Below are 13,731 nucleotides of genomic sequence, written 5' to 3' on the forward strand. Positions count from 1 at the left end.
TCCCGCGGGTTTAATCCCGTTTGTGCCATATTGACCTTCCTTCGCATTACCTTTACTGAACTTTGCACGCAAATTCACGGTCTTACCCTTCACTATGACAAGGCGATTGCCTTATCATCAAATTTTCATCGGCAGGTATTGAGAGAGTTATCATCAATGAAGAAAAAGTCGTTAATTCTTAGTGCATTGGCAATGAGCCTCGGTCTGGCGCTCAGCGCCGCACCGGCGGCCAACGCGGCCCTGCCCGTCGCCGTGCAGGGGCAGCCGCTGCCGAGCCTGGCGCCGATGCTGGAAAAAGTCTTGCCCGCCGTCGTGAGCGTGCATGTCGCCGGCACCCAGGTGCAGCGTCAACAGTTGCCGGAAGAGTTCAGACGCTTCTTCGGCCCCAACTTCCCCGGCCAACAGCAGAGCTCCCGCCCGTTTGAAGGGCTGGGTTCCGGCGTGATCATCGACGCCGCCAAGGGCTACGTGCTGACCAACAACCACGTCATCAACAACGCCGATAAAATCCGCGTGCAGTTGAACGACGGCCGTGAGCTGGACGCCAAGCTGGTCGGGCGCGATGAACAGTCCGACATCGCCCTGCTGCAGCTCAGCGATACCAAAAACCTGACCGCCATCAAGATGGCCGATTCCGACCAGCTGCGCGTCGGCGACTTCGCCGTGGCGGTCGGCAACCCGTTCGGCCTGGGCCAAACCGCCACCTCCGGCATCATCTCGGCGCTGGGCCGCACCGGCCTGAATCTGGAAGGGCTGGAAAACTTCATTCAGACCGACGCCTCCATCAACCGCGGCAACTCCGGTGGCGCGCTGGTTAACCTGAACGGCGAACTGATCGGCATCAATACCGCCATTCTGGCGCCGAGCGGCGGCAACGTCGGCATCGGCTTCGCCATTCCGAGCAATATGGCGCAGAACCTGAGCCAGCAGCTGATCGAATTCGGCGAAGTGAAACGCGGCCTGCTTGGCATCAAGGGCAGTGAAATGACCCCGGACATGGCCAAAGCCTTCAACACCGACGCGCAGCGCGGCGCCTTCGTCAGCGAAGTGTTGCCGAAATCCGCCGCCGCCAAGGCCGGCATCAAAGCCGGGGATATTCTGGTTTCCGTCGACGGCAAACCGGTGAACAGCTTTGCCGAACTGCGCGCCAAGGTCGGCACCACCGCACCGGGCAAAACGCTCAAGGTAGGCCTGCTGCGCGACGGTAAACCGCAGGAAGTCTCGGTCACGCTGGACAACAGCGAGAGCGCCTCGACCAACGCCGAAACGCTGTCGCCGGCGCTGCAGGGAGTATCCCTCAGCAACGGCGCGCTGCCGAGCGGCGACAAGGGCGTGAAGGTGGAGAACGTGGATAAAGGCTCGACGGCGGCGCAAATCGGCCTGCAAAAAGGCGACGTGATCATCGGCGTCAACCGCCAGCGCGTGGACAGTATCACCGCGCTGCGCAAGGTGCTGGAAGCCAAGCCACCGGTGATGGCACTCAATATCGTGCGCGGTAACGAAACCATTTATCTGCTGCTGCGTTAATTTGTGCAAAAACCGGGCTCGGTGACATACTGCGCCCGGTTAACTCATGCTATCCTCCGAACATCGTTCACCACACCACGAAAACTCCATGTTTGCTAAGCTCTTGCGTTCTGTCGTTATCGGTCTCATCGTTGCCGGCCTGCTGTTGGCCGCCCTGCCCATGCTGCGCTCTTCCAACGGCCTGTTTGCAGAGAAAACCGAGAATACCAGCGACGAAACGCCGGTGAGCTACAACAAGGCGGTGCGCCGCGCCGCCCCTGCCGTGGTGAACATCTACAACCGTAACCTGAACGGCGCCGCCAACGTGCTGTCGCTCGGTTCCGGCGTGATCATGAACGAACGCGGCTATATCATCACCAACCGCCACGTGATCAAAGACGCTCAGCAGATCACCGTGGTGTTGCAGGATGGCCGCCGCTATGAAGCGCTGCTGGTCGGCTCCGACGGCCTGACCGACCTGGCGGTGCTGAAGATCGATCCCGGCAACCTGCCGGTGATCCCGACCAATAAAAATCGCGTTGCCCACGTCGGCGACGTGGTGCTGGCGATCGGCAACCCCTATAACCTGGGGCAAACCGTGACTCAGGGTATCCTCAGCGCTACCGGGCGCATCAGTATGAGCACCACTGGCCGGCAGACGTTCCTGCAGACCGACGCCTCAATCAACCGCGGCAACTCCGGCGGAGCGCTGGTCAACTCGCTGGGTGAGCTGATCGGTATCAACACCCTGACCTATGACAAAATCACCGACGGCGAAACGCCGGAAGGACTGGGCTTTGCGATCCCGATCGAACTGGCTACCAAGATCATGGACAAGCTGATCCGCGACGGACGCGTTATCCGCGGCTATTTCGGCATTCAGGGCAAGGAGATCATTCCGCTGCGCCCCTCCAATTCCGGCATCGATCGCCTGCAGGGCATCATCGTGACCGAAATTACGCCGAACGGCCCGGCGAGCAACGCCGGTTTCCAGATCAACGACATCATCATCAACGTGGATAACAAACCGGCGGTATCCGTGCTGGAAACCATGGATCAGGTGGCGGAGATCAGGCCGGGCACCGAGATACCGGTTATCGTGCTGCGCGACGGCAAACGCATTACGTTGAAAATGACGGTGGGTGAATTCCCGGAAGACAGCAATTAAAAAAGGGCCGGCATTGATAACCGGCCCTTTGCTATTCATCCTGCCGACGCAGCCGCGCCGGCGCTAATGACTTACTCGCCTTTCACGCGCTCGATGTTCGCACCCAGCGCGCGCAGCTTGTCTTCAATACGCTCATAGCCGCGATCGATGTGATAGATGCGATCGACAACGGTCACGCCGTCGGCGATGCAGCCGGCGATCACCAGGCTGGCGGAAGCGCGCAGATCGGTCGCCATCACCTGGGCGCCGGACAGCTGTTCAACGCCATGGCAGATCACAGTGTTGCTCTCGATCTCCGCGTGTGCGCCCATGCGGATCAATTCCGGCACGTGCATGAAGCGGTTTTCGAAGATGGTTTCGGTGATAACGCCAGTGCCTTCCGCCACCAGGTTCAGCAGGCTGAACTGGGCCTGCATGTCGGTCGGGAAGCCCGGGTGCGGCGCGGTGCGCACGGTGACCGCTTTCGGGCGCTTGCCGTGCATGTCCAGGCTGATCCAGTCTTCGCCCACTTCGATATCGGCACCGGCTTCGCGCAGCTTGGCCAGCACCGCATCCAGCGTGTCCGGACGGGTGTTGCGGCACATCACTTTGCCGCCGGAAACCGCGGCGGCGATCAGGAAGGTGCCGGTCTCGATGCGGTCAGGCAGCACGCGATACACGCCGCCGCCCAGACGCTCGACGCCCTCGATGGTGATCTTGTCGCTGCCGGCGCCGCTGATCTTCGCGCCCAGCGTGTTGAGGAAGTTGGCGGTATCGACAATTTCCGGCTCACGCGCGGCGTTTTCGATAACGGTGGTGCCGGTCGCCAGGGTCGCGGCGCTCATGATGGTCACGGTCGCGCCCACGCTCACCTTGTCCATGACGATGTGCGCGCCCTTCAGACGGCCCTCGACGGACGCCTTGACGTAGCCTTCTTCCAGCTTGATCTCAGCGCCCAACTGCTCCAGGCCGGTGATGTGCAGATCGACCGGACGCGCGCCAATCGCGCAGCCGCCCGGCAGGGAAACCTGACCGCGGCCGAAACGCGCCACCAGCGGCCCCAGCGCCCAAATGGAAGCGCGCATGGTTTTCACCAGATCGTAAGGGGCGCAAAACTCGTTCACACCGCTGGCGTCCACGAAGACCGAACCGTTGCGCTCAATCTTGGTACCCAACTGGTTGAGTAGTTTAATGGTGGTGTCGATGTCCTTCAGCTTAGGGACATTCTGCAGCTCGACCGGCTCTTCCGCCAACAGGGCGGCGAACAGGATCGGCAGGGCGGCGTTTTTGGCCCCGGAAATAGACACTTCACCGCTCAGGCGGGTCCGACCCTGCACACGAAATTTATCCATCTGACTACTCTCTGTTATCTAATCTGAAGCTGCCCGCCCGGCAGGGCAAACAGCCTTAAAATCCGTTGAGTTTGCGGTCTCGCTGCCACTCTTCAGGGGTGTACGCCTTAATAGACAAGGCATGAATGCGGTTGTCCGCAATGTATTCCATCAGCGGTGCGTAAACCGTCTGCTGTTTTTTGACGCGGCTCATGCCGGCGAACAGTTCACCGACCACGATCGCCTGAAAATGGCTACCGTCGCCCGTCACATGTACTTCATCCAGTGCCAATGCCTGCATCAGCACGTCTTTAATCTCGTTGGTTTCCATAGTATCCAGTTCTGCCGCTAAAGGATCATAAACAGCCTAGTATCTTAGTGGAATACGATGTTTTCTTAAACTAAAGAAAAAGCCCCTGCATAACAGGGGCTTTGTATCGTTTTACCACGCAAGAGCGGCCTAAAACGCCGCTAACCGGCGGTATCGACAGGCATTATCGCCTGCAGGTTGTAGAGCGCGATCAGCGTTTTCAGGCGCTCGGTAGCGCCGAAAATTTTCAGCGCTACGCCGCGTTGGCGCTGCTCTTCCTGCAGATGCAGCAACAGCGCCAGCCCGGCGGAGTCCACGCGCTGCAGTTGCGCCACGTCGATCGCGGTTTTATCCGCCATCAGCGCGGCGCGCTGCCGCCACAGCGGCTGCAGCGTTTCCCGGTCCAGTTCACCGCGCAGGATCAGCGTCTGCCGCTCTGATTCGAAGCTGAGCGCTGCCGACATCAGTTTTTCTTGTCCAGCGTGATAGGCTGCGCGGCGGCGGCCTGCAGCTGCTTGGTCAGGCCGTCGATGCCCTGAGTACGCAGCGTAGACGCCCACTCATTTTGCTTGGTGGTGATCATGCTGACGCCTTCGGCGATCATGTCATACGCCTGCCAGTAGCCGGTTTTGCTGTTCTTGCGCCATTGGAAATCCAGACGCACCGGCGGGCGGCCGCCGTTGTCGATGATGGTGACGCGAATAGCCACGATGTCGGCATTGCCCAGCGGCTGTTCAGGCGCGATCTGGTAAGTCTGGCCGTGATACATCGCCAGCGCCTGGCCGTAAGCCTGCTCCAGGTAAGCCTGGAAGGCGGTGAAGTAAGCTTCGCGCTGCGCAGGCGTTGCCTCTTTGTAGTAACGCCCCAGCACCAGCGCGCCGGCGTATTTCACCTGCACGAACGGCATCAGTTCCTGATGCACGATGGCACGCAGGTAGTTCGGGTCCTGCTTGATCTTCGGCTGTTCGTTCTTCAAACGGCTGAAAGTCTTCTGCGCCGCTTCTTGCATCATGCTGTAGGGATTGGTTTGGTCGGCTGCGCTCGCCAGCGGTGCAACCACCAGCAGAGCCACCATCAGTAAACGTTTAAACATGCAGGTATCCTCTCTTAATGATTTGGAACAGCGGGTTGCGGTGCGGCGCCGGCAGCCGGCTCAGCGGCCGCGTCTCCCGATTTGGCGCTGTCCTGACCGCCGCTTTTATACAGGAACTGGCCGATCAGGTCTTCCAGAACCATGGCTGATTTGGTGTCCTGAATGGTGCCGCCATCTTTCAGGATGGTGGTGCCCATATCAGGATCTTCAAAGCCCACGTTAAGCGCCAGATATTGCTCGCCCAGCAGGCCGGAGGTGCGGATCGCCAGCGAACTGGTATCCGGGATTTGGTCGTACTTTTTCTGGATATCCAGCGCCACGCGCGGCGTGTAGGTTTTCGAATCGAGTTCGATGTCCGCCACGCGGCCGATCACCACGCCGCCAATTTTCACCGGCGAACGCGGTTTCAGGCCGCCGATGTTGTCGAACGTCGCGTAAATGCGGTAGGTCGGCTCGCTGCCGATCGATTTAAGGTTCGCCACCTGCAGGCAGATAAACACGATGGCGCACAGCGCGATCAGCATAAATGCCCCAACCCAGATTTCACTCTTCTTCGTTTGCATCGAATCAATTCCCAAACATCAGTGCGGTCAGCACGAAATCCAATCCCAACACCGCCAGTGACGAATGCACCACGGTACGCGTCGTCGCCCGGCTAATCCCTTCAGAGGTAGGCACGGCGTCGTACCCATTGAAAATGGCAATCCAGGTTACGGTAATGGCGAATACCACGCTTTTGATCAGGCAGTTGAGCAGATCTTTTTTCCACTCCACGGCGCCCTGCATCGCCGACCAGAAGAAGCCGCTGTCGATGCCCTTCCAATCCACGCCGACCACCGAACCGCCCCAAATGCCGATCGCCACGAAGATGATGGTCAGCAGCGGCATGCTGATAAGTCCGGCCCAGAAGCGCGGTGCCACGATGCGCCGCAGCGGATCGACCGCCATCATTTCCAGGCTGGAGATCTGCTCCGTCGCCTTCATCAGGCCGATTTCCGCCGTGAGCGCGGAACCGGCGCGGCCGGCAAACAGCAGCGCCGTGACCACCGGCCCCAGCTCGCGCAGCAGCGACAGCGCCACCATCATGCCAAGGCTGGCCTCGGCGCTGTAGGTGGTGAGCACGATATAGCCCTGCAGGCCCAGCACCATGCCGATAAACAGCCCGGAGACCATGATGATCAGCAGCGACTGCACGCCGACGCTGTAAAGCTGTTTCAACAATAGCGGCCACTGCTTGCCGGGTTCCGGCCGGCCAATCAACGCGTTGAACAGCATCAACCCGGCGCGGCCGAAGCTGGCGCTGGTGTTGATGCCACTGCGCCCCAACGACGCTAACGCTCTTAATAACATGAGCTTATTTACTCCCTAAGCCTAGCAGTTCGGTCTGATAATCCCCGGCCGGATAGCGGAACGGCACCGGCCCATCCGCTATACCATCCAGGAACTGGCGCACGCGCGCATCAGGATTGTTCTGCAATTGCTGCGTGGTGCCTTCGGCGATCACCCGGTTGTCGGCCACGATGTAGGCGTAGTCGGCGATGCTCAGCACCTCCGGCACGTCGTGCGACACCACGATGCAGGTAATGCCCAGCGCATGGTTCAGCTCGTCGATCAGCTTGACCAGCACCCCCATGGTGATCGGATCCTGGCCAACGAAGGGTTCGTCGAACATGATCATTTCCGGGTCCAGCGCGATCGCGCGCGCCAACGCCGCCCGGCGCGCCATGCCGCCGGAAAGCTCATTGGGCATCAGCTGGGCCGCGCCGCGCAGCCCCACCGCTTCCAGCTTCATCAGCACCGTGCTGTGCAACAAAGGCTCCGGCAGGTTGCTGTGCTCGCGCAGCGGGTAGGCCACGTTTTCGAATACGGTCAAATCGGTAAACAGCGCGCCCGACTGGAACAGCATGCTCATCTTTTTGCGCGCGTCGTATAACTGACGGCGGGACAACGCGGGAATGTTGTCGCCGTCGAACCAAATCTCCCCGCTGTCCGGCGCCAGCTGGCCGCCGATCAGGCGCAGCAGCGTGGTTTTGCCGATCCCTGATGGCCCCATGATCGCCGTGACCTTACCGCGGGGCACCGTCAGGTTGATGTCTTCAAATATCCGTCGGTCGCCGCGCGAGAAGCTCATGTCGCGCACTTCGACCAAATTATCTGCCTTTTGGAGCATGTTAATGGACCCTTTACGACTCATCTTTTGCTGAATCTACCCGTGATGTTAAAGCAATGGGCGCAATCCGTCTCATCTTTACAAAAACTTACTGCCATTTCGCAACCAATGGTGCCATTGGTTTTACTTTTCCGCGCCACCCGGTCAAAATTGGCGCCATAACGAAAAAAAACGAAACTGTTCAACTATTAGCCGGGGAAAACCGTTGCTGCGGCTTAAACGCGCGCAACGGAGGGCAAGCAATACCGCCGCATTGACGGCTTTAACCAACGAACCGGGATAATACCCGACAAAGGACCCTGCATGTTTCTCGCGATAGCATTATTAATCGTTGGTTTATTTCTACTGGTGTACGGTGCAGACCGCTTAGTTTATGGTGCTGCCGTGATTTCCCGCTCGCTCGGCGTACCGCCGCTGATCATCGGCATGACCATCGTCGGCATCGGCACCTCGCTGCCGGAGCTGATCGTGTCTACCACCGCCGCGCTGAACGGGCAGATAGATATGGCCGTTGGCAACGTATTAGGTTCCAACATCACCAACATTTTATTGATTCTGGGCGTGGCGGCGCTGATTCACCCGCTGGCCGCGCGCTCTGAGATACTGCGGCGCGAACTGCCGCTGATGTTAGCGGTCACAGTATTATGCGGTTTCGTGTTGATGGACGGCACCCTGAGCAGGCTGGACGGCGTGCTGCTGCTGGCCGCCGCCGCCGGCTTCATCCTGCTGATGCTGAAAATCGCCCGGCTGGCGCAGCGCGAGGGCAGCGACAGCCTGACCATGGAGCAGATCGCCGAGCTGCCGCAGGACAGCAGCAATACCGTGGCGGTGCTGTGGCTGGTGCTGGCGTTTATCATTCTGCCGCTCTCTTCCAGAATGGTGGTCGATAACGCGACAGTGATCGCACACTATTTCGGTCTGAGCGAACTGGTGGTCGGTTTGACCATTATCGCCATCGGTACCAGCCTGCCCGAACTGGCCACCTCCATCGCCGGGGCGCTCAAGGGCGAGGATGATATGGCGATTGGCAATATCATCGGCTCCAATATTTTCAACACGGTGATCGTGCTGGGCGTACCCGCCCTGCTGTCGCCGGGCAGCGTTGACACCGCCGCCTTCCAGCGCGATTACTGGGTGATGCTGGCGGCCAGCGTGCTGCTGAGCGTGCTGTGCATCGGCCGCAAACATCGCATCGGCCACCTGGCGGGCGCGCTGTTATTATGCGGCTTTATTGCGTATCTTGCGGTGCTGTTCTTTAACCCTTTCAGTACTTTCGGCTAAACCGACGGGAATGAGTATGTCGAACATTGAGTTGCAACCGGGCTTCGATTTTCAACAGGCCGGCAAAGAAGTGCTTCAGATAGAGCGTGAAGGGCTGGCTCAGCTCGACAGCTACATCAACGCAGACTTCACCCGCGCCTGCGAAACCATCGCCGCCTGCGGCGGCAAAGTGGTGGTGATGGGCATGGGCAAATCCGGCCACATCGGCTGCAAGATCGCCGCGACCTTCGCCAGCACCGGCACGCCCTCATTCTTCGTTCATCCGGCGGAGGCCAGCCATGGCGATTTGGGCATGGTCACCCCGCAGGACATCGTGCTCGCCATCTCCAACTCCGGCGAGTCCAGCGAGATCCTGGCGCTGATCCCGGTGTTGAAACGCCAACAGATCACCCTCATCTGTATGACTAACAATCCGGAAAGCTCGATGGGTAAAGCGGCGGATATCCACCTGTGCATCAAGGTGCCGCAGGAAGCCTGCCCGCTGGGGCTGGCGCCGACCACCAGCACCACCGCCACGCTGGTGATGGGCGATGCGCTGGCCGTCGCGCTGCTGAAAGCGCGCGGTTTCACGCCGGAAGATTTCGCGCTGTCGCATCCGGGCGGCGCACTCGGCCGCAAACTGCTGCTGCGGGTTAGCGATATCATGCACAGCGGCGATGAAATTCCCCACGTCAGCGCCGACGCCTCGTTGCGCGACGCGTTGCTGGAAATCACCCGCAAAAATCTGGGCCTGACGGTGATCTGCGACGATCTGATGAAAATCGCCGGCATCTTTACCGATGGCGACCTGCGCCGGGTGTTCGACATGGGCATCAACCTGCACGAGGCGAAGATTGCCGATGTCATGACGCCGGGCGGCGTGCGGGTGCGCCCCAACCTCCTGGCGGTCGATGCATTGAACCTGATGCAACAACGCCACATCACCGCGCTGCTGGTTGCCGATGGCGACCAGTTGCTGGGTGTGGTACATATGCATGACATGCTGCGCGCCGGCGTCGTTTAATTAAGGAATAGAACGGAATGGGTATGGTAGAAACCTGCTACGGGCCGGTAGAACAAGAGGTTATGGCGCGTGCCGGGAACATCCGCCTGTTGATTTGCGACGTTGACGGCGTGCTGTCGGACGGCCTGATCTTCATGGGCAACAACGGTGAAGAACTGAAGGCGTTCAACGTGCGCGACGGCTACGGCATCCGCTGCTTGAAAACCTCAGACATCGAGGTGGCGATCATCACCGGGCGCTCCGCCAAGCTGCTGGAGGACCGCGCGCAGACGCTCGGCATCACCCATCTGTATCAGGGGCAGTCCGATAAGCTTTTGGCCTTCCGCGAACTGTTGGATAAACTGTCGTTAACGGCGGATCAGGTCGCCTATATCGGCGATGACCTGATCGACTGGCCGGTGATGGCGCAGGTCGGCCTGGCGGTCGCAGTGGCGGACGCCCATCCGCTGCTGACGCCGCGCGCCCACTACGTCACCCGCATTGCCGGCGGCCGCGGCGCGGTACGCGAACTGTGCGACATCATTCTTTTGGCTCAAAATAAGCTGGAGGACGCCAAAGGGCTGTCGATATGAGTAAAACCAAACTGTGGATCACCATCCTGTTGACGGTGATCGTTCTGGCGCTGATCGGCTGGAACATGACGGACTTCAGCGACGACACGGCCCCTGGCCCGGTCAACGATCAGGATCCGACCTACCAGAGCCAGCACACGGTCACCGTGGTGTACAACCCGGCCGGCAAGCTGAATTACAAACTGGTGGCGGAAGACGCGAAGTATTACACCGCCGGCGAGCTGAGCTGGTTCACCCAGCCGGTGATGACGCTGTTCGATGAGAATGCGGTGGCCACCTGGTCAGTTCGCGCCGATCGCGCCAAACTGACTAAAGACCGAATGCTGTATCTGTATGGTCACGTCGAGGTGAACAGCCTGACCACCACCTCGCAGCTGGAAAAAATTAAGACGGACAACGCTCAGGTAAACCTGGTCACCCAGGACGTCACCTCCGATGACGAAGTCACGCTTTACGGGACCAATTTTACCTCTAACGGCATGAAAATGCGTGGGAACCTGCGGACCAAAACCGCTGAGCTGATTGATAAGGTTAAGACCAACTATGAAATTCAGAACCAAAAACCAACTCCGTAACCTGTTGCTCGGCAGCTTAGTTTTGGCCGCCAGCGCCCCCGCTCTGGCGCTGAAATCCGACTCCAGCCAGCCGGTCAGCATCGACTCGCTCAAGCAGTCGTTGGACATGCAAAGCAACGTCAGCACCTTCACCGACAACGTGGTGATCAAACAGGGCACCATCGATATTCGCGCCGACAAGGTGGTAGTCACCCGCCCGGGCGGAGATCAGAATAAGACCTATATTGAAGCGTTCGGCAACCCGGTAACCTTCTACCAGATGCAGGACAGCGGCAAGCCGGTCAAAGGCCACGCGCAGAAAGTGCGTTACGACGTGGCGACCCAGTTGGTGACCCTGACGGGCAACGCCTATCTGGAGCAGCTCGACAGCAACGTGAAAGGCGATCGCATCACCTATCTGGTGCAACAGCAGCAAATGCAGGCGTTTAGCGATAAAGGCAAACGCGTGACAACGGTTCTGGTACCGTCGCAGTTGCAAGACAAAAACGAGCAAAAAAAGAGTAACTAATCACTTATGGCAACACTCATCGCAGAAAACCTGGCGAAAGCCTACAAGGGCCGTAAAGTTGTCGAAGACGTCAGCCTGAAAGTGAAATCCGGCGAGATCGTCGGCCTGCTCGGCCCGAACGGCGCCGGTAAAACCACCACCTTCTACATGGTGGTCGGCATCGTGCCGCGCGACGCCGGGCGCATCGTGATCGACGAAGAAGACATCAGCCTGCTGCCGCTGCACGCCCGCGCGCGCCGCGGTATTGGTTACCTGCCGCAGGAAGCGTCGATCTTCCGCCGCCTGAGCGTGTACGACAACCTGATGGCGGTGCTGGAGATCCGTCCCGACCTCACCAGCGAACAGCGCGAAGACCGTGCCAAGGAGCTGATGGAAGAGTTCCATATCTCCCATCTGCGCGACAGCCTTGGCCAGGCGTTGTCCGGCGGTGAACGCCGCCGCGTCGAAATCGCCCGCGCGCTGGCGGCCAACCCGAAATTCATTCTGCTGGACGAACCCTTCGCCGGGGTGGATCCGATTTCCGTTATCGACATCAAAAAAATCATCGAGCACCTGCGTGACAGCGGCCTGGGCGTGCTGATCACCGACCACAACGTGCGCGAGACGCTGGACGTATGTGAACGCGCCTACATCGTCAGCCAGGGCAAACTGATTGCCCACGGCACGCCGGATGCTATTCTGGCCGACGAGCAGGTTAAACGCGTTTATCTGGGCGAAGAGTTCCGCCTCTAAGCGCCGGCGCGCCCTGCGGGGCGACACCGTTAACGGAAGTAGACAGAAAACTATGAAGCAAGGTTTGCAACTCAGGCTCAGTCAACAGCTGGCCATGACTCCTCAGCTCCAGCAGGCGATCCGCCTGCTGCAGTTGTCCACGCTTGAGCTTCAGCAAGAGATCCAGCTGGCGCTGGAGAGCAATCCGCTGCTTGAACAGACCGATCTGCACGACGAAATCGACGCCAAAGAAACCCAGGAGACCGAGGGGCTCGATACCCGCGAGGCGCTGGAACAGAAAGACATGCCGGAAGAGCTGCCGCTGGACGCCACCTGGGATGAGATCTACACCGCCGGCACGCCGTCCGGCACCGGCACCGACTACAGCGACGACGAGCTGCCGGTCTATCAGGGCGAGACCACCCAAACGCTGCAGGATTACCTGATGTGGCAGGTGGATCTGACGCCGTTTTCCGATACCGACGCCGCCATCGCCACCTCCATCGTCGACGCGGTGGACGACACCGGCTATCTCACCGTGCCGCTGGAAGACATTCTGGAAAGCCTGGGCGACGAAAACGTGACCCTCGAGGAAGTCGAGGCGGTGTTGAAGCGCGTGCAGCGTTTCGATCCGATCGGCGTCGCCGCGCGCGATCTGCGCGATTGCCTGCTGGTGCAGCTCTCCCAATACGCCAAAGACACCCCTTACCTGGCCGAAGCGCGGCTGATCATCAGCGAGCATCTGGATCTGCTGGCCAACCACGACTTTCGCAGCCTGATGCGATCAACCCGGCTAAAAGAAGATACACTGAAAGAAGCGATGCTGCTGATTCAGTCGCTCGATCCGCGCCCGGGGCAGTCGATCAATACCGGCGAATCGGAATACGTGATTCCGGACGTGCTGGTGCGCAAGACGCAGAACAAATGGACGGTCGAGCTCAACGGCGACAGCGTGCCGCGTTTGAAGATCAATCAGCAATACGCCGCGCTGGGCAACAGCGCCCGCAGCGAAGCCGACGGCCAGTTCATCCGCAGCAATCTGCAGGAAGCCAAGTGGCTGATTAAAAGCCTGGAGAGCCGCAATGAGACGCTGCTGAAGGTCACCCGCTGCATCGTCGATCAACAGCAGGCGTTCTTCGAGCAAGGCGAAGAGTTTATGAAACCCATGGTGCTGGCGGATATCGCCCAGGCCGTGGAGATGCATGAATCGACGATCTCGCGCGTCACCACGCAGAAGTTTCTGCACAGCCCGCGCGGCATTTTCGAATTGAAATATTTCTTCTCCAGCCACGTGAATACCGACAGCGGCGGCGAAGCCTCCTCGACGGCGATCCGCGCGTTGGTGAAGAAATTGATTGCGGCGGAAAACCCCGCCAAACCACTCAGCGACAGCAAGCTGGCCACCCTGCTCGCCGATCAGGGGATCATCGTGGCGCGGCGCACCGTCGCCAAGTACCGAGAGTCTTTGTCCATCCCGCCGTCGAACCAGCGTAAACAGTTGGTTTGACCTCTATTGAGAAGGAA

General features: G+C 59.6%; 16 protein-coding genes. 9 read left to right on the top strand and 7 right to left on the bottom strand.

The annotated features are described in order from the left end of the window. Nucleotides 1-156 precede the first annotated feature (156 nt). Both degQ and degS read left to right on the top strand, forming a co-directional pair. A complete protein-coding gene (degQ, locus tag AC2CGI_RS17500; RefSeq protein ID WP_004937072.1) occupies nucleotides 157-1,527 on the top strand; it encodes a serine endoprotease DegQ in 1,371 nt (456 codons plus the stop codon). A gap of 88 nt (nucleotides 1,528-1,615) precedes the next feature. Next, nucleotides 1,616-2,674 (top strand): outer membrane-stress sensor serine endopeptidase DegS, encoded by a 1,059-nt coding sequence (gene degS, locus AC2CGI_RS17505; protein ID WP_004937070.1) that lies wholly within the window; start codon nucleotides 1,616-1,618, stop codon nucleotides 2,672-2,674. Between the two features lie 71 nt (nucleotides 2,675-2,745). Here the strand turns inward: degS and murA are convergent, their stop codons facing one another. The 7 genes from murA to mlaF form a co-directional block, all read right to left on the bottom strand. After that, nucleotides 2,746-4,005, bottom strand: coding sequence for a UDP-N-acetylglucosamine 1-carboxyvinyltransferase (gene murA / locus AC2CGI_RS17510; protein WP_004937068.1), 1,260 nt, complete (start codon nucleotides 4,003-4,005; stop codon nucleotides 2,746-2,748). Between the two features lie 55 nt (nucleotides 4,006-4,060). Next, a complete protein-coding gene (gene ibaG / locus AC2CGI_RS17515) occupies nucleotides 4,061-4,315 on the bottom strand; it encodes a BolA family iron metabolism protein IbaG (protein ID WP_004937066.1) in 255 nt (84 codons plus the stop codon). Between the two features lie 140 nt (nucleotides 4,316-4,455). Beyond that, nucleotides 4,456-4,758: a lipid asymmetry maintenance protein MlaB gene (gene mlaB / locus AC2CGI_RS17520; protein ID WP_004937064.1), complete on the bottom strand. Its 303-nt coding sequence runs from the start codon at nucleotides 4,756-4,758 to the stop codon at nucleotides 4,456-4,458. After that, nucleotides 4,758-5,387, bottom strand: a complete 630-nt coding sequence (gene mlaC / locus AC2CGI_RS17525; RefSeq protein ID WP_004937063.1) for a phospholipid-binding protein MlaC — start codon at nucleotides 5,385-5,387, stop codon at nucleotides 4,758-4,760. Before mlaC ends, mlaB begins: the two co-directional genes overlap by 1 nt. A 14-nt stretch (nucleotides 5,388-5,401) precedes the next feature. Beyond that, nucleotides 5,402-5,950 (bottom strand): outer membrane lipid asymmetry maintenance protein MlaD, encoded by a 549-nt coding sequence (gene mlaD / locus AC2CGI_RS17530; RefSeq protein WP_004937061.1) that lies wholly within the window; start codon nucleotides 5,948-5,950, stop codon nucleotides 5,402-5,404. A 4-nt stretch (nucleotides 5,951-5,954) separates the two neighbouring features. Then, complete coding sequence (gene mlaE / locus AC2CGI_RS17535) at nucleotides 5,955-6,737, bottom strand: lipid asymmetry maintenance ABC transporter permease subunit MlaE (RefSeq protein WP_004937059.1); 783 nt, start codon at nucleotides 6,735-6,737, stop codon at nucleotides 5,955-5,957. A gap of 4 nt (nucleotides 6,738-6,741) precedes the next feature. Further along, nucleotides 6,742-7,557 (bottom strand): phospholipid ABC transporter ATP-binding protein MlaF, encoded by an 816-nt coding sequence (gene mlaF / locus AC2CGI_RS17540; RefSeq protein WP_015379174.1) that lies wholly within the window; start codon nucleotides 7,555-7,557, stop codon nucleotides 6,742-6,744. Between the two features lie 303 nt (nucleotides 7,558-7,860). On the opposite strand from mlaF, the gene AC2CGI_RS17545 reads away from it, so the two are divergent. Genes AC2CGI_RS17545 through rpoN form a run of 7 tightly spaced genes read left to right on the top strand, consistent with a single transcriptional unit; the run spans nucleotide 7,861 to nucleotide 13,714 of the window. Further along, the gene (locus AC2CGI_RS17545) at nucleotides 7,861-8,838 is read left to right on the top strand and encodes a calcium/sodium antiporter (RefSeq protein ID WP_004937053.1); all 978 of its coding nucleotides are present in this window, start codon (nucleotides 7,861-7,863) and stop codon (nucleotides 8,836-8,838) included. A gap of 16 nt (nucleotides 8,839-8,854) precedes the next feature. Next, on the top strand, nucleotides 8,855-9,841 hold the full coding sequence (gene kdsD / locus AC2CGI_RS17550; RefSeq protein WP_033632015.1) for an arabinose-5-phosphate isomerase KdsD: 987 nt from the start codon (nucleotides 8,855-8,857) through the stop codon (nucleotides 9,839-9,841). 17 nt (nucleotides 9,842-9,858) lie between these two features. Next, complete coding sequence (kdsC, locus tag AC2CGI_RS17555; protein ID WP_021505108.1) at nucleotides 9,859-10,413, top strand: 3-deoxy-manno-octulosonate-8-phosphatase KdsC; 555 nt, start codon at nucleotides 9,859-9,861, stop codon at nucleotides 10,411-10,413. Then, on the top strand, nucleotides 10,410-10,988 hold the full coding sequence (gene lptC / locus AC2CGI_RS17560) for an LPS export ABC transporter periplasmic protein LptC (protein ID WP_004937047.1): 579 nt from the start codon (nucleotides 10,410-10,412) through the stop codon (nucleotides 10,986-10,988). The genes kdsC and lptC overlap by 4 nt, the downstream gene beginning before the upstream one ends. Beyond that, the gene (gene lptA / locus AC2CGI_RS17565) at nucleotides 10,957-11,496 is read left to right on the top strand and encodes a lipopolysaccharide ABC transporter substrate-binding protein LptA (protein WP_004937045.1); all 540 of its coding nucleotides are present in this window, start codon (nucleotides 10,957-10,959) and stop codon (nucleotides 11,494-11,496) included. The genes lptC and lptA overlap by 32 nt, the downstream gene beginning before the upstream one ends. 6 nt (nucleotides 11,497-11,502) lie before the next feature. Then, nucleotides 11,503-12,228 (top strand): LPS export ABC transporter ATP-binding protein, encoded by a 726-nt coding sequence (lptB, locus tag AC2CGI_RS17570; protein ID WP_004937040.1) that lies wholly within the window; start codon nucleotides 11,503-11,505, stop codon nucleotides 12,226-12,228. A 52-nt stretch (nucleotides 12,229-12,280) separates the two neighbouring features. Then, on the top strand, nucleotides 12,281-13,714 hold the full coding sequence (gene rpoN, locus AC2CGI_RS17575; RefSeq protein ID WP_004937039.1) for an RNA polymerase factor sigma-54: 1,434 nt from the start codon (nucleotides 12,281-12,283) through the stop codon (nucleotides 13,712-13,714). Nucleotides 13,715-13,731: the final 17 nt, after the last annotated feature.

This window comes from Serratia sp. LSHTC3 (assembly GCF_057197125.1).